Origin of the sequence: Ktedonobacter sp. SOSP1-85 (assembly GCF_016587415.1) — a bacterium.
GTDB lineage: Bacteria > Chloroflexota > Ktedonobacteria > Ktedonobacterales > Ktedonobacteraceae > Ktedonobacter.
Genome location: NZ_BNJI01000001.1, coordinates 5,357,612 through 5,372,907 on the forward strand (window position 1 = coordinate 5,357,612; position 15,296 = coordinate 5,372,907).

Genomic DNA, 15,296 nt, shown 5'->3' on the forward strand with positions numbered 1-15,296 from the left:
CAGAGAAACCCCTCCATTTCTCTAGAGTCAAGGTAATACATCGGAGATATCCTTCGTTTCTTTAGGTTGTGTTGCAAAAGACAGATGTGAATGTAGGGGTTTTCAGAGGCGGCGAAGGATAAATAAGGGTAAGGGAAAGAGTCATTTGGCGAAGGAGGAGGTCTGCTGGCGTGTCCAGGTGATGACACGAGAACGCCTGGAGGTGTGTCGGCACACCTCCAGGCGTTCTCGCGTCATAGTTCTTTTCTCTTGCTCAAATGTATTGCTTTCAGCGATGGGAGTAAATATATCTACCTGGATAAAGGGAGAATCCCCCGTGATGTATCCGGTCCGGGGGAGTGTCAAAGCCTGATAGAGATAAAGTCTAACGAATATGTACTGTCGTCTCCACAACTTCGCGTTGCTTATATTCGACAAGCGGGCCGTCGAGGATAAGTGTACTTTCTGCTCGAATATCGGCAGAGGAGGCGCCAACGCTAAAGGTAAACGCGCCAGGCTCGGTGACGAAGCGCATGTGTGGATCGTAGAAGGCCAGGCGAGAAGGATGGACGGTGAAGGTGACCTGGCGGCACTCACCAGGTGCGAGCGAGATGCGCGCGAAGCCGAGCAGCAGGCGATCAGGCCGGGCCACTGAGGCGACATCATCGCGTCCATAAAGCTGCACTACCTCATCGCCAGCGAATTCGCCAGTATTCTCAACCTCAACAGAGATCGCGATTGGTCTGGTGATGTCCGTCGCATATATGCTCAAATCGCCGTACGCGAAGGTGGTATAGCTCAGGCCATGTCCAAAGGGAAAGAGCGGCGTGGGTGGCGAGTCGATATAATCGCCGAAGAGTGGTATACGATCCGCGCCAGCGCGCTGGCTCGCGAAGATTGGCACCTGGCCGACCGAGCGCGGGAGGGTGACGGGCAGGCGGCCTGCGGGATTGACTTTGCCGGTGAGCACGTCGGCCAGACCATGGCCGCCCTCTTCGCCAGCCGGGAATAGCTGGAGCAGTGCGTTGGCCTGGGACGCGACGCTGGCTAGCGTATGCACGCGCCCGCTGAGTACGACCACTACCAGGGGTGTGCCTGTGCCGGCGAGGAGATTGAGAAGCTCGGGCTGCATACCTGTGAGGTCCAGGCTGGTGGAGTCGTTGCCTTCGCCCACAGTGACGGGACGCAAAAGGCCGCTCTTGCCGGCCACCACCGCTACGATTATATCGGCCTCGCGCACGATCCGTAACGCATCCTCGAAGCCTGAAGTGTCGTTGCCCAGCACCTCGCAGCCTCTGGCGTAGGAAATTTCGACATCGGGTAGCGCGGCACGCAGCCCAGCCAGGGGCGTAACATGAGGCGTGAAGTAGGGGCCGGGCGCATAGTTCCCCGCCGTCTGCGGAGTAGCGAGACCCGCGATCTCAACATCCTGTGCTGCCTGGTAGAGTATTTCCTGGTGCGCTGGGTAGTGATAATCGCCCTGCAAGAGCCGCTCGTCATCCGCACCGGGACCAACCACCGCGATGCGTTTGATCGTCGGAGCCAGCGGGAGTACGCCATCGTTGGTGAGGAGAATAGTTGATTCGGCAACTGCCCGGCGCGCCAGTGTGCGCTGCTCAGGAGTTTGAAAGATCTCGTGGGCCACGGCATCATCGACATATGGCTGCTCAAAGAGTCCAAGCTGGAATTTCATGCGCAGCACACGGCGCACTGCGGTATCGACCACTGCTATGTCAAGCCGTCCGGTCTCGATCTCGGCTTTGAGCGGCTCTCCGTAGCAGTCCATGGTTGGCAGTTCCAAATCGATACCGGCCAGCAGAGCCAGGCGCCCTGCTTCCCCACGGGTTGCAGCCACACGATGATAGTCCATGAGCTGGGTTACCGCGTCGTAGTCTCCCACGACCACACCACCAAAGCCCAGTTCCTCGCGCAGCAGGTCGGTCAGAATCGCCGGGCTGCTAGCGCAGGGCAGGCCATCGATCGAGGCATAAGAATTCATCACCGTGGCAAGCCCGACATTGCGGATGACGGCAGCGAAGGGCTCAGCGTAGACCTCGCGTAGTTCGCGTGGCCCGAGTTGTACTGGTCCCCAGTTACGTCCGCCATCTGACATGGCATAACCCAGGAAGTGTTTGCCTGTCGCTGCTACACCCTGACGCAAATCGTCGCTCTGCAAACCCTGCACATAGGCGCTACCGAGCGCGCCGATTAACACGGGGTCTTCGCCATATGTTTCCTCAACGCGCCCCCAGCGGGGATCGCGGGCCACATCGAGGACTGGCGCCAGAGCGTGACGCGCACCCACAGCGAGCATCTGGGCACGCATCACCCCGGCCACCTCTGTCATCAGCGTGGGGTTCCAGGTTGAGGCCAGCCCAAGAGCCTGAGGAAACACTGTCGCATCGCGATGGGAGAAGCCGCCCGTTGCTTCTTCATGCACAATGACAGGGATGCCCAGGCGCGTCCGTTCGAGGGCGACTTTCTGGATCGCATTCATAAAGGCAGCACTCTCGCGTGGGTGCAGGCCGGTAGCGGCACCGATCCGCGTCACCTGCCCGATCCCATGCGGTATTTGCCTGGCAACCTCTTCCGGGTCAAACGTGCCCGCGCGGACAAAAGAGGTGCTCCAGAGACAGCCGAGCTGCGCCAGCTTCTCATCAAGCGTCATCAGAGAGAGTAAATGCTCAACCCGCTCCTCAAGCGAGGCATGGGGATCGCGATAGGATGGCGTGGACATAGAACTAGAGATACTCCTTTATAGAATAAGTGGTGAATTCATGTAATCTGTAGGGCCCATGCTGGCATGAACTGCGAGCGAAGCGACGTGGTGGGTGTGAGAGTCCATGCCAGCATGGGCCCTACAGGTCGTTTCACTTCATTAGGAGATAAACTGGGAGCGTCATTTTACCTCCCAACTTTGCAAAATGGCTACCCTTTCACGCTACCAGCCATCAGGCCAGCAATCAGGTGGCGCTCCGCGAACAGATAGAAGATCAGAGCAGGAAGCATCATTAGCGAGACATAGGCCATGATCGCGGACCACGAAGAGGCATGTTCGCCCTGAAACTGCATAATGCCCAGAGGCACGGTCCACTGGTTAGCATCGTTTAGCACAATGAGCGGCAACAAAAAGTTATTCCAGCTCGCGACCGCGGTCAACACAACCACCACCGCCAGCGAGGGGCGAGCCAGGGGCAGCAGGACACGCCAGAAGAAATCAACATGTGTGCCGCCGTCAATATAGGTGGCGTCCTCTAGCTCGCCTGGAATGCTCTGAAAGAAATTGCGCAGGATCAGGATCGTTGTAGGCAGGGCAAAGGCCGCCTGCGGTAGGATCACTGCCCACATCGTATTGAGCAGGCCGAGGCTGCGCAGGGTAATGTACAACGGCAAAATGACCATCGCGAAGGGGAGCAACAGGCCAATCAGGATGATGTTGACTCCCATCTCTCGTCCCCGGAACGGCATGCGCGCAAAGACGAAAGACGCCGGGCAAGCCACAGCCAGCAACAGAACCACCGTTAAGATTGTGATAAGCAGGCTATTGAGGATGGACTGCCAGAAAGATCCCTGACTCAGCACGAAGATAATATTCTCCCAATGCCAGACGCTTGGCAACGAGAAAGGTGCGGCATTCAATTCATCATCGGATTTGAAGGCGCCCAGAAAGGCCACCAGGATCGGTATCAGCATAAAAATGGCGACGACAATGCAGATCAGATAGCGCACAGACAAGCCAGCGACCTGCTGCGTTTTCGCGCGCCGCCGCTGTGTGTCCGCGGCCTGCCGCCGCAGGGCCAGATCCTGATGAGGCCGGGTAACGCTAATCTTCATCGATTCTTCCTCCTTTAGACAACTGCCTCGGTAACACTGCCAGCCAGGTCTCTGCTCATTACAAAGCGCTGATATAGGATGGCAAAAACAAAGCAGATCAGGAACATAATCACACCTACCGCGCTGCCATAGCCCAGCTCAAAGCTCACAAAACCGTTTTTGTACAGATAGGTGGCCATCGTCTCGCTGGCATGCACTGGGCCGCCGTTGGTCATGATCCAGATCAGATCAAAGTATTGCAGAGAACCCAGCGCTGAGAGCAGGATGGTGAGGCGGATAGTGCTGCCCATCAGGGGAATGGTTATACTGCGTACAACCTGGAACATCGATGCGCCATCGATGCGCGCGGCCTCCACCAGTTCGTCGGGAATATTTTGGATCGCGGCAGCGTAGAGCACCAGGGAGAGGCCCAGGTATTTCCAGGTCATCGTCATGAAGATGGCATAGAGCACGATATTGGGGTCACCCATCCAGAGTGGACTCTGCGAGCCAGGAAACACATGCTGCCACACACTAGAGAGCAAACCATTTGGCTCAAAGATAAAGAGCCAGATAACGCCGACGACAACATCGGAGAGAATGTAGGGCATGAAGAAAATCATGCGGAATATGGAGCGACCAGGAAGCGACTTGCCAATGACCAGGGCCAGGACCAGGGCGAGTGGCAGCTGCACGCAGAGCGAGAGCACTAGAATAATCAGATTATGACCGAGCGCTGTCCGAAACGTCGAACTGCTGATGGCCGTGACGAAATTCTTCAGGCCGACAAAGCTTGTCAGCGGTCCCAGGCCACTCCAATTCCAGAGACTATAGTAGAGGGCCTGGACGACCGGAAAGAGCACAATCGCGCCATAGAGCACAGCACAGGGCAATAAGAAGAGCACAAGCGTGCGTATATATCTGCTTCTTTTCCCCGGGAACTTGGCAGGTTCTGGCAGCACCGGCGCCTCCATTGTGCCGCGAGGTCTGGTAGTCAGTTGCATCCGAAAAATCCTTTCCAAAGCTCTTCAACGAGCCTGGGGAGCGGCACCAATCCATTACGCGGAGAGCGAAGCTACATCCTTGCGCTGCCCTAGCTGTCCGTGGCAGATCGGTAGCCGCGTCCTTTTCCGCAAGAGTTGGTGTAGGAGCTTGCTCCTACACCAGCAGGATGTTGCTGTCCTGCAACTCTTTTGCATCTATTGATTCAGTGACGAAGAGACCGAGTCATCGATGGCTTTGGCTGCAGCCTGCGGAGTGATTGTCCCGGCATACAGGCCCTGTGTCTGATCCAACAGAACCTGGCCAACCGCCGGTGGGAGATACTGATCGTAGTAGAGCTGGAAGTACGGCGCAGCGGCGGCCATATCATCGATTTGCTTCCGCAGCGGATCAGTGACGACAGACTCGGCCGTTTTCATGGGCGGAACACCGATGTTCAGCTTGACCAGCTGAGGTGCATTAGTCGCGTTGGTCATGAATTTCAGGAAATCCATTGTCTCCTGCGTTGGCGCGTTCTTGCCGAGTGCGAAGCCGCCGCCGCCGCCCATCACATCCGTCGGATTGCCGGCCCCGCCTTCAACCATCGGGAAGGGGAAAATGCCAAAATCCGGACCTTTTTTGTCAGTAGCAACACCCTTGTCATTGGCAGGAGCCCATTGCCCCATCAGCTCCATAGCGGCATGGGAATTTCCTATCGTGCTCTGCTCATCGCTATAGGTCGCCCCCAGATAGCCTTTTTGGAAGGGCTGGAGAGCCACCAGCTCCTGCAATTTTTGACCGGCCTGCACAAACGGCGCGTCGGCGAACGATCCCCCGTTGCGGCTATACGCTTTTTGAAACGCGTCCTTGCCGCCGATACGTGTGGCGAGATAGGCCCAGTAGAACATACCCGGCCACTGCTCTTTTTCGCCCAGACCGATGGGCGTGATACCCGCGGCTTTCAGCGTCTTGATGGTCTCCAAAAACTCGGTCCAGGTCGTTGGCGTTTTCGTAATGCCCGCTTTGGCAAAGAGTGCCTTGTTATACCAGAAGGCAATCGCGCCATTATCGACCGGAACGGCATAATACTTGCCACCATCGCTATAGACGCTGTTCAAGACCCCTTGATCGAAGGACTTGCCCCAATCGTCCTGGAAATACGACCCGATGTCCTGGACCAATCCAGCCTTGGCGTACTGGAAAAGCACGCCACCGCCCCAGGTGTGGAAGAGGTCCGGGGGTGAACCCGACTGCATAACCGTCGTGAGCTTCTGTTTGAAGGCCTGGTTTTCGAGGACGGTAATGTTAATCTTAACGTTGGGATGGTCCTTCGTGTACTGCTTGGCAAGGTTCTGGTAGAACGATTTGCCTGGATCACCGGTGGCGATATGCCACCAGTTGATCGTGGCCTTCCCGTTACCACCGGAGCTAGGGGAAGAACCACAGGCAGAGAGAAGCGAGGGGAAAGAGAGAGCAGCACCAGCCGCGCCCACGGAGGTAAGAAATTCGCGTCGTTTCATAAGGTTGTATTACTCCCTTCAAAAATAGACATGGAGAGTCGCCCGACTCTGGACTGATAACAACCGGGTTTCGCCACTGTCGTGCTCATTGTCGTTTCTCCTCACAAACGAGAGGTTGTCAAGCATGGCAATACGACCATACGACAGTATGAGTGTCATGAGAGATTTCAGAAAAAGTAAAAGCTCCTTTCTTTTAACAAAAGCGCGTACAGCGTCCGGCAAATAAGACCTTTACTACGACGAAAGTGTCTGGCACGACTCGCGGATAATCAGGCGGGTTGGTAGTTCGATGCGCTCGATTTCCGCGTTGGGGTGTGCAATATATTTTAAGAGGAGATGAGCCGCGCTTCGACCCATCTCTTCAAGAGGCTGGCGAACAGTTGTGAGCGCGGGATGGACATAAGAGGCCTGGGGGATATCATCGAAGCCCACGATTGATAGATCCTCAGGTAGACGCAGTCCGCGCTCTCTGGCGGCCTCCATGACTCCGAAGGCCATCATATCGTTGGACGCAAAGATTGCGGTAGGCCGCTCAGGCAAGCTGAGCAACTCCTGGGCGCATTGATAGCCCTGTGGCTGCGTAAAATCGGCCTCGCAGATCAGGTGTGGGTCGGCGGGAATGCCATGGTCCTTCAGAGCCGCGTGATAGCCATCCAGGCGATCGCGCGCGCTGCCTAATTCCATCGTGCCGGTAATAAACCCGATGCGCTGGTGTCCCAACGAGAGTAAAAAGGACATCGCGTCATAGGCTCCGCGAAAATTGGTTGCTGAAACAGATGGGACGTTCTGTTTATTGCTGAGATAATCTATGATCACATGCGGAAACTGGCGCTGGCGCAGTGTATTTAAATATGCCGCCGCGTTGCGCGGCAGAATCAGCAGCAGACCATCAGCTAGTCCGCGCGTAAGCTTGGTTACATAGGCCGATTCCTTCGTCTTGCGCCGGTGTGTTGTATAGAGCATCAGATCGTAGTTTTCGGCGTCCAGCGCTTCATCGATGCCGCGAATAATTTCATCAATGTAGCTGCTGCTGAGGTAATCGACCAGCAAACCAACGACCCGCGACTCACCTCCGGCCAGGCTGCGCGCTTGCATATTGGGAACATAACCAAGCTGAGCCATGGCTCGCAAAACACGTTCACGCTTTTCAGGCTTCACATGATCTTTATTATTAATCACACGTGAAACCGTTGCATAGGATACTCCGGCTTCATCGGCAACATCGACAATCGTGATTTCGCGCGCTGGCTGGCTCTCTTTATCCGTTTCTCTCTTCTGCAAAGCCTGGGCTCCTTCAACATTGGAGGATCGGTTTCCTTTGCCTGGATCAAGCCATCAAAGCCAGCACCCAGGCCGTTTGCTCGCTCAGCCTCAGGGGATGAATTTGCAAACGTTTACAATCTCTGTATCCAGTGATACCATAGACTCTCCCTTACTGTCAAGGCTTTTTGCGGTTATTTTTCCACGCAGCGCAAAGAAATCATAAAAATACTGAAGAGAGAGGGCATTGCAGGGCCTCTCCCATCTCTTACCAACGCGCGAAAGGCCCTTCCAGAGCCTTTCTTTCACCATCTTACCCGTATTTTAAAGTGTCTGGAAGAAAAATGGCACTTGCTCCTAGAATTGCCGCTAATTCTTACATACATAGTTCTGCACTTTTTTTACAGAGGTTGACAGCAGAGAAGAAATAGAGTATATCTTCTGTAGGATTTGCAAACGTTTGCAAAGATAATTCTGCATACAAGGTATGTGCCATGACTGAGAAGTTGACCTATACAAATCCGGTGCTACCAGGCTTCCACCCTGATCCGAGCGTGTGTCGTGTTGGCCAGGAGTATTACCTGGTGACGAGCAGCTTTGAATATTTTCCCGGTGTCCCCATCTTTCACAGTCGTGATCTGGTCCACTGGCGCCAGATCGGGCATTGTCTGACACGCGCCAGCCAGGTGCCGCTGGCGAATATTGGCGCTTCGCGAGGCATCTTTGCGCCGACCCTGCGTTATCACGCAGGGCGTTTTTATATGGTGACGACGAATGTTTCATCCGGTGGCAACTTCTTTGTGTATGCAGACGATCCCGCTGGTGAGTGGTCCGAGCCAATCTACCTCAAGCAAGGGGCATCGATCCTTCGCTCTATTTTGATGAAGGGCATGTATATCTAACCAGTGCCGCTGCGTGGGAGCCCCATGGGATCTTACAATGCGAGATCGATCTTGCTACCGGAGAGCAGTTGACTGAGACGCGTATGATCTGGGCCGGTACGGGCGGGCGCTGGCCGGAAGGACCACATCTTTATCATCTGGGTGAGTATTATTATCTGATGATTGCCGAGGGGGGAACTTCATATGGGCATATGGAGACGCTGGCGCGCAGCAAGAGTCCGTGGGGGCCGTTTGAAGCCTGTCCACATAATCCAATCTTGACCCACCGGGATGTGGATACCAATCCCATTCAATGCATTGGCCATGCGGATTTGATCCAGGCTCACGATGACAGCTGGTGGCTCGTGTTGCTCGGAGTACGCCCGCGTAATGGCCAGTATCACCTTGGCCGTGAAACTTTTCTCGCACCGGCTAGCTGGACTCCAGACGGCTGGCTCCAGGTTTCCTCGGATAAAATGCTCGCTCTCACCATGCAGGCCGAGACACTGCCATCCTATGCCTGGCCAAAAGAAGATGCGCGCGATGATTTTGACGAACCCGGTCTGCGTTTCTGCTGGAACTTCTTGCGCAACCCCGATGCCGCGAGCTGGTCTCTCAGCACGCGTCCTGGTTGGCTGCGCCTGTATGGCTCAGCGCTCACCCTCAATGATCTGGCCTCTCCGGCCTTCGTGGGCCGGTGCCAGGAGCACTTTGCCTGTCTAGTGACACTCCGCGTCGGCTAAAGCCGAGCAGCTTCTGACACTGTGCCGTAGTCGGATTCGTGGGATATGTGGCGTAGCCACTACTCAAAGTGAATCCGTAGTTGGGACGCAATATCTGGGAGAGGCGCGCCCATCCGGCGCCTTCCTCTCTGGGCGGTGCCATGCCCGTTGGCATGATCTCCACGCCTTGCCGCAGGGAGAGATGGTCCCAACTGGCGTTTGGCATCCTGGGAGATCCCAACACCTGAGCCTTTCGGCTCCCTCTTCGCACGTCGCGTCAGAGCATGTGGCTTTTCCTTCAAAGGTGCTTGCGTACGCTCGATCAAGCGCTGTCCGACTCTCAGGCTGGCATTTCTGTCGGCATGATCGCGCATCTGGCACTGTGGGCAGAAGCAGAGGGCGGCGCCGGGAGTATAGCCCTCCTGGGGTTGTCCCTGGTTGTAGCGCACGACCAAGCCATGACAGCGATGGCATTCCCGGCTTGTATTGCGCGGATTCACACGGGCCGTGATGATACCGCCTCCATTCCACGCCTTGTACTTTGAGTAGCGGAAAATGCGGCCCTTCATCCAGTAGGCCCGTTTCGTATTACCCCGACGCGAATACGTGCCCTGCTCTGGTCGCAGGTTGCCTAGATGCTCGAAGACGAGAATACTCGCCTCGTGCTTGGTGGCGAACTGGACAATGCGAGCGCTCACCAGGTGCGCGATCTGTTCGTCCACGTGCCTGATTTTGGCCCAGAGGTCGGCATTGTCCTGTTCGTTCTCGGCAATGATGCCAGTCTGAGATCGGTTGTGTGCAATACGTCCAAGCAGTTTCTTCCTACAGCCCGATACCGCTGTGCCATTCCCAATGAAGGAAGTAGCCAGGATGGTGCCGTCAACGGTCTGGACGCTGCACACGGCTACGTGATGATCAAGATTGAGATCCACCGCGCAGAGACGTGTATCGGCGGCGGTGAGTTGCTCTCTGACTTTTGCGGGCGCCTCGAATGTCTTTTCGATAGGGGTATGCAACCACCAGCGATCTCCCTTGCGGACGAGTTGCGGACTGCCCATCAGATCACCATCAGGGAGATCGCGACCCAGCGTGTGTATTTTGAGCCAGGACCAGCATGAGCCGGTCCAGACTTTGAGCATGATAGAACGGGTACAACGCTCGCGCCAAAGGCTTGCGTAGAAGGGAGCTGACTTCTTCCATGATCGGGGCGGGACTGGTGGTCGCACCCTGAACGGCCGACTCTTGCCCTTCTTCGTTTGTTTGGCTTCGTGTTTCTGCTTCCGTGATCGCCATTTTTTGAGAGAGGAGAAGAAGGAGCGAGCCGAGCCGAGCGCGGCATTGATAGCAGCGCGTCGGAACATCGCAGGGATATCTGGCGCGAGATCGGTGAGTGGCATGATCGGATTGGGGTTGGACTCCGTTGTATGCGTGAGTTTCTCCAGGGCCGTGAGGGCCTCCTTCTTGTTGAGGGCAAGAAGACCTTCGTGTGCCTGGATGACTTCAAAATAAAAGGCCACGACGCGATTGAAGAGGACCTGGTTTGCCGCGAAGTAGGCAGCATACTGCGGTGGATAGTGTAACGCCTGCCTGATGGTTTTCGTGGCTTTTGCCATATAGTACCTCCTCTCACAAAAATATATGGTATCTCTCTTCGAGAATACCAGACTGATGTAAAATTGTCAAACATACGTTCTATATAGTACTCTATTGTACAAGGGCTAAAGCCTAATAACACGCCTCGCCACGGTCGAAAGAACCGTGGCTTGCGGCGGGCTAAAGCCCTATCTAGTCAGATCCCATCTGTGCTTTATTCCCCCCCGCGACGGTGAAGAAGCCGGTCTGACTGTATTGATGAATGATCAGCACCACTATGAGGTTGCGCTCACCCGCCTGGAGGGCCAGGTGCAGGTAATTGTGCGCCGGCGCATCGGCGATCTCAGCGCGCTCGTTGCCTGCGAGCGGGTCGACACAGAAGAACTGGAATTGACCATTCAGGCCGACGCAGATATGTATACTTTCGCGTATGCCCTACCTGGCCAGGATACGCGTATCCTGGCCAGGGGTCTGGCGCGCTACCTTGGAAGCGAAGTAGCCGGCAGCTTTACCGGAGTCTACCTCGGCATGTATGCTACCAGCAATAACCAGGGTCCGAGCGCGCCAGCGGATTTCGACTGGTTTGATTATGTGCCGCTGGAGTGAGGTGTCTGGTACTCAGCGACGCTCTTTGACACATCGGCTGACTCTCTTGCAACACAGCCGAAATCGTTTCCATATGTGAAACTTTGATCAAGGGTATGCGATGGCAAAGAGCATTCAATGCCAATTGCATCCAGGGGAAGAAGCCTCTCACTCCGCGTGTTATAGAGAAGTAAGCAGTCAAGCTTATAGTAGAGATGTGACCTTCCAGTATTCCACCTATAACACAAAGGAGATCTAGCGTGCGAGCAGATATTATTCCCGGTGCGCAATTTCCCGACTATGAACTGACCGATCACACCAGAACCCGGCGTAAGCTTAGTGAGCTACAGGGCATCGATCCGATGGTCCTGCTTCTCTCACGTGGACACTACTGTCCCAAAGACCACCAGCAGCATCTAGAACTGGCCGCGTTCTATCCCAAAATAGCCGTCGCTTATACCCAGATCGTGACTATCTCGACGGACAATATTCTGGAGTCAAACGAGTTTCGTAGCGCGGTGGGGGCGCAATGGACCTTCCTCTCTGACTCAGGTCGCAAGGTCCAGCAAGACCTGGATATCCAGGAATACACCGATCCCCACCATAATCCGATGATCCCACATACCATCGTGTTGGAGCCAGGGCTGGTGATCTACAAGATCTACAATGGTTACTGGTTCTGGGGACGTCCGTCGCCTGACGATCTGCGTCAAGACTTACGCGCCATTATGCAGAAGACACGCCCCGACTGGGATCTCGCCAAACCCGGTCTCCGCGAGAACTGGGAGGGCGGCAAGACCTTGCATTATCCCTACAAGGCAGCCAGGCAGTAATCTAAGTACTCTTGTGGATAAGGGCATGCAGTTGCTGGCCTCGCCAGCGGCTAGCATGCCCTTTATCCACAAGAGGCGGCCTTATTCGTGAGGAGAGAGTTTGTGCCAGGTATCGTGTGACCACGTAACATGTCGTTACCCGTATCTATGGATCTGCGGCATGTATCACGCGATCCTTGACGAACACTATGGGTGGCGTTCATCGCGTTGTAAAGGTAAACGACTGCAACATTTGCATAAAGCTCACATTTGCCTGGCCAAATGTTGCAGTTGGCCCATAGTACTCGACCTCATATGTCACGGTATTTTTCGCCTGAGGAGGGAAGTTTGTCACGAGAAGGAAAAGATTCCCTTGCACGCCAGGATCGGTAATCGCCAGGCTTCCCGTTGCGCTCCGCTGAATCCAGGTCACTTTGCCCGTGGTGAAGGTTTGGGGAGCGGATATGTCCTGTGCGTTTGCCAGCAGCGTGCCCTTGAAGTGGGACATGGCTTGATCGGCCACCACACTGGCATCTGGCTCACCTGCTCGATCGGGATCGGCAAAGATGGCCAGCACATTTCTCCCCTGAGGATCGGCAAACGTCACCTGGTTGCCCGAAGCGTGCACACCCCAGTTTGATGGGTAATTGAGTGTGAAGCCCGCTCCTTGGTACGTTCGCAGCGTCACTACTGGAGTTGGCTTTGGCTGCGGATCACTTGTGGTAGTGTCGCCGCAGGCCGCCAGCGCCGTTAGCAGGAACCAGATGCTCAAAGCCAGCGTTGTGTATCGGGTAGCCCGTTTCCAGAACAAAATCATAAGCGAAAGATGCTCCTCCTGCTCTTAATGGTGTCTACTCATCCCGTTCCGCTCACAGTGGTACAGAAGAAAAGTATACGGTTTCTCTCCAGGAAAGCCACGGCACATACGAAGCATCCAATCGACAGATAAGAGGCAGGCTCCTAAAGGACATGCTGTCTCACTGCTGATCAAGTGTCTTCTATCTGTTCTGGTTTGTTTCCCCACCGCCTTCTATCATTTGTCTATAGCCGTACTCGCTCACATGAATGATGCCAGCAATGCCGGAGCTGGCACCTGGTAGAGATGAATCGCGGCATATACCAATCAAGGATGAGAAGGTATCAATGCAGCAAACGCGACACTTGAGAAAGGAGGTAACCAGGAGCGTTTGCCTTAGTTTTACCCAAAGGAGGGGGAGAATGCGCGAATTTAAGCGCGATTTCTCTGAGAGCGGATTGCGAAGATCCCTGTTCAAAAGGCCACTTCGCAGTCTGGGTTTGCTTACCTGTATGCTGCTCATCGCCATGAGCAGTCTTTTTCTGTGGGTGACGCCCACGCACGCAGCCTCGTATTGCCAGGTAACTTACACGGTGACCAACCAGTGGACTGGTGGCTTCGGGGCGAGTTTCACTATCCAGAATACTAGCGGCTCCAGTTGGAGCAACTGGACGTTGACTTTCGCCTTCCCTGCTAGCGGCCAGCAAGTCACACAGGTCTGGAATGGTAACTATACGCAGTCCGGTCAGAACGTCTCGATTACAAATCTGTCGTATAATGGTTCTGTCCCGGCCGGTAGCACAGTCAGCTCAGAGCCTGGCTTCAATGGCTCGTGGACGACGAGCAATCCCATGCCGACCAGTTTCTCTATTAATGGGAATGTTTGTACTGGTTCTGGCGGTGGCACTCCCACACCAACGCCCACAAATACGCCCACCAACACGCCAACCAGTACACCCACCAGCACGCCGACCTCGACACCGACTAGCACGCCAACCAGCACGCCATCCCCAACCCCGACCGGTACTCCCGTGACGGGTGGTGGTCACGTGCAAAATCCGTATGCTGGGGCGCAGGGTTTCCTTAACCCCAACTACGTTGCGGAAGTGAAGGCCGCTGGGGCCTCTGTAGGTGGCACGCTTGGCGCGAAGGAGGCAGCGGTTGCCAATTATCCAACGGCCATCTGGCTCGATAGCATGGCGGCAGTCACCGGTGGAACTGGTTACACCTCTAGCCTGCTTGATTACTTAAAAGCCGCGGAGACACAGGCGGCCAGCAGCAGCCAGCCGATCATAGTGACCATTGTCGTTTATGATCTGCCCGACCGCGACTGTGCTGCCCTCGCCTCCAACGGCGAACTACAGATCGCCAACAATGGCCTGCAGACCTACGAGCACAATTACATTGATGTGATCGCGTCTGATTTGAGCCAGCCGCAGTTCTCCAACCTGCGTGTCTCGGCGATCATTGAGCCGGATTCCCTGCCGAACCTGGTCACCAACCTGAGTATTCAGAATTGTGCTGACGCGAACTCCAGTGGCGTCTATGTGCAGGGGATTCAGTACGCGCTCAACAAGCTACACGCGATCCCGAACGTGTATAATTTCCTCGACATCGCTCACTCCGGCTGGCTCGGCTGGAATAGCAACTTCCAGCCATTCGTCAATCTGGCCACCAGTGTGGCAAAAGGCACGACCGCGGGATTGAGCAGCCTCGATGGCTTTATTAGCAACACGGCCAACTACACGCCAACCGTTGAGCCATACATGACTGCCAACCAGCAGGTTGGTGGTCAGCCAGTGCGCTCGGCGAGCTTCTTCCAGTGGAACACGTACATTGACGAACAGAGTTACGACGTTGACATGCGCAATGCCTTTATCGCTGCTGGCTTCCCCAGCACCATTGGCATGCTGATCGATACGTCGCGTAACGGTTGGGGTGGTCCTAAGCGCCCGACTGGCCCGAGTACCTCGACCGACTTGAACACATTTGTCAATGCTACCAGGATCGACCAGCGCATCGCCAAGGGCAACTGGTGCAACCAGCCCGGCGGCATCGGCGCTCGCCCAGTCGCCAATCCAGCAGCAGGCTTTGACGCCTATGTCTGGATCAAACCACCCGGTGAGTCCGATGGTTCCAGCTCGCTGATTCCGACTGGCCCGAACAACCCGACTGGTAAGGGCTTTGATCGCATGTGTGACCCGACGTTTGGCGGAGACGCGCTCAACAACAACATGCCTACTGGTGCCATGGCCAACGCCCCGGTCTCGGGAGCCTGGTTCCAGGCGGGATTTGATACGCTCGTCTCCAACGCCTACCCAGCTTTCCCGTAAATCGGCTCCACCCCTTTTCGC

The 15,296-nt window shown here is 55.5% G+C and carries 11 protein-coding genes and 1 pseudogene; 5 read left to right on the forward strand and 7 right to left on the reverse strand.

Going from position 1 to position 15,296, the window contains the following annotated elements:
- Positions 1-364: 364 nt before the first annotated feature.
- The 5 genes from KTE_RS22310 to KTE_RS22330 all read right to left on the reverse strand — a co-directional run bounded on the left by KTE_RS22310 (position 365) and on the right by KTE_RS22330 (position 7,574).
- Complete coding sequence (locus tag KTE_RS22310) at positions 365-2,716, reverse strand: glycoside hydrolase family 3 N-terminal domain-containing protein (RefSeq protein WP_201384784.1); 2,352 nt, start codon at positions 2,714-2,716, stop codon at positions 365-367.
- 191 nt (positions 2,717-2,907) lie between these two features.
- Positions 2,908-3,672 carry a carbohydrate ABC transporter permease gene (locus tag KTE_RS22315; protein ID WP_374226784.1) on the reverse strand — a complete coding sequence of 255 codons (765 nt, stop codon included), beginning with the start codon at positions 3,670-3,672 and terminating at the stop codon, positions 2,908-2,910.
- A 155-nt stretch (positions 3,673-3,827) separates the two neighbouring features.
- A complete protein-coding gene (locus tag KTE_RS22320; protein WP_201384788.1) occupies positions 3,828-4,796 on the reverse strand; it encodes a carbohydrate ABC transporter permease in 969 nt (322 codons plus the stop codon).
- A 195-nt stretch (positions 4,797-4,991) separates the two neighbouring features.
- The gene (locus KTE_RS22325) at positions 4,992-6,293 is read right to left on the reverse strand and encodes an extracellular solute-binding protein (RefSeq protein WP_201384796.1); all 1,302 of its coding nucleotides are present in this window, start codon (positions 6,291-6,293) and stop codon (positions 4,992-4,994) included.
- Between the two features lie 234 nt (positions 6,294-6,527).
- Positions 6,528-7,574 carry a LacI family DNA-binding transcriptional regulator gene (locus tag KTE_RS22330; RefSeq protein ID WP_201384798.1) on the reverse strand — a complete coding sequence of 349 codons (1,047 nt, stop codon included), beginning with the start codon at positions 7,572-7,574 and terminating at the stop codon, positions 6,528-6,530.
- A gap of 473 nt (positions 7,575-8,047) precedes the next feature.
- Between KTE_RS22330 and KTE_RS47655 the strand changes: the two are divergent.
- Positions 8,048-8,832 (forward strand): annotated as a pseudogene (locus tag KTE_RS47655) (glycoside hydrolase family 43 protein); the annotation flags it as partial.
- Positions 8,833-8,925: 93 nt separating this feature from the next.
- Positions 8,926-9,177: a hypothetical protein gene (locus tag KTE_RS47660; protein WP_236600682.1), complete on the forward strand. Its 252-nt coding sequence runs from the start codon at positions 8,926-8,928 to the stop codon at positions 9,175-9,177.
- A 59-nt stretch (positions 9,178-9,236) separates the two neighbouring features.
- On the opposite strand, the gene KTE_RS22345 is transcribed toward KTE_RS47660, so the two are convergent.
- A complete protein-coding gene (locus KTE_RS22345; RefSeq protein ID WP_201384804.1) occupies positions 9,237-10,769 on the reverse strand; it encodes a zinc ribbon domain-containing protein in 1,533 nt (510 codons plus the stop codon).
- A 145-nt stretch (positions 10,770-10,914) separates the two neighbouring features.
- Between KTE_RS22345 and KTE_RS22350 the strand changes: the two genes are divergently transcribed.
- Together KTE_RS22350 and KTE_RS22355 are read left to right on the forward strand one after the other, a co-directional pair.
- Complete coding sequence (locus tag KTE_RS22350; RefSeq protein WP_201384806.1) at positions 10,915-11,355, forward strand: hypothetical protein; 441 nt, start codon at positions 10,915-10,917, stop codon at positions 11,353-11,355.
- Between the two features lie 239 nt (positions 11,356-11,594).
- Positions 11,595-12,167: a peroxiredoxin gene (locus tag KTE_RS22355; RefSeq protein ID WP_201384808.1), complete on the forward strand. Its 573-nt coding sequence runs from the start codon at positions 11,595-11,597 to the stop codon at positions 12,165-12,167.
- A gap of 199 nt (positions 12,168-12,366) precedes the next feature.
- Here the strand turns inward: KTE_RS22355 and KTE_RS22360 are convergent, their stop codons facing one another.
- A complete protein-coding gene (locus tag KTE_RS22360; RefSeq protein ID WP_201384810.1) occupies positions 12,367-12,963 on the reverse strand; it encodes a hypothetical protein in 597 nt (198 codons plus the stop codon).
- Positions 12,964-13,364: 401 nt separating this feature from the next.
- Between KTE_RS22360 and KTE_RS22365 the strand changes: the two genes are divergently transcribed.
- Positions 13,365-15,275, forward strand: a complete 1,911-nt coding sequence (locus KTE_RS22365) for a glycoside hydrolase family 6 protein (RefSeq protein WP_201384812.1) — start codon at positions 13,365-13,367, stop codon at positions 15,273-15,275.
- Positions 15,276-15,296 lie beyond the last annotated feature (21 nt).